The sequence below is a fragment of the Bacteroides sp. ET336 genome (genome assembly GCF_024733815.1).
In the GTDB taxonomy this organism is placed as follows: domain Bacteria; phylum Bacteroidota; class Bacteroidia; order Bacteroidales; family Bacteroidaceae; genus Phocaeicola; species Phocaeicola cellulolyticus.
In genome coordinates, this window is the sequence record NZ_JANRHK010000074.1 from 1 (window position 1) to 287 (window position 287).

At 42.2% G+C, this 287-nt stretch carries 1 pseudogene; it reads right to left on the minus strand.

Annotation, left to right across the window (positions count from 1 at the left end):
* Window positions 1-191: pseudogene (locus NW213_RS16895) on the minus strand (IS110 family transposase); the annotation flags it as partial.
* Window positions 192-287: the final 96 nt, after the last annotated feature.

Below are 287 nucleotides of genomic sequence, written 5' to 3' on the forward strand. Positions count from 1 at the left end.
TCCATTGCCACATGCGTTACACCATTGGACAATAGCCATTCTTTCAATTCATTCAAAGAACTCGTGAAGGTTTTGAATGAGCGGGTATCACGTTGGATGCCTACTCCGTCTATTGTCGCCACCACAACCTTCAGATGGACGTCGATACCGCAAGCACGCTGTATCAACTGAGGGAATGTCACTTCTGCCATAACTGATACATTTAGGGTTACACTATACAAAGGTAACTTCAGCTTGACTATTTACATTCTCTTTGGCGTGATTTTTTTATCTCATGGGAATTTCAT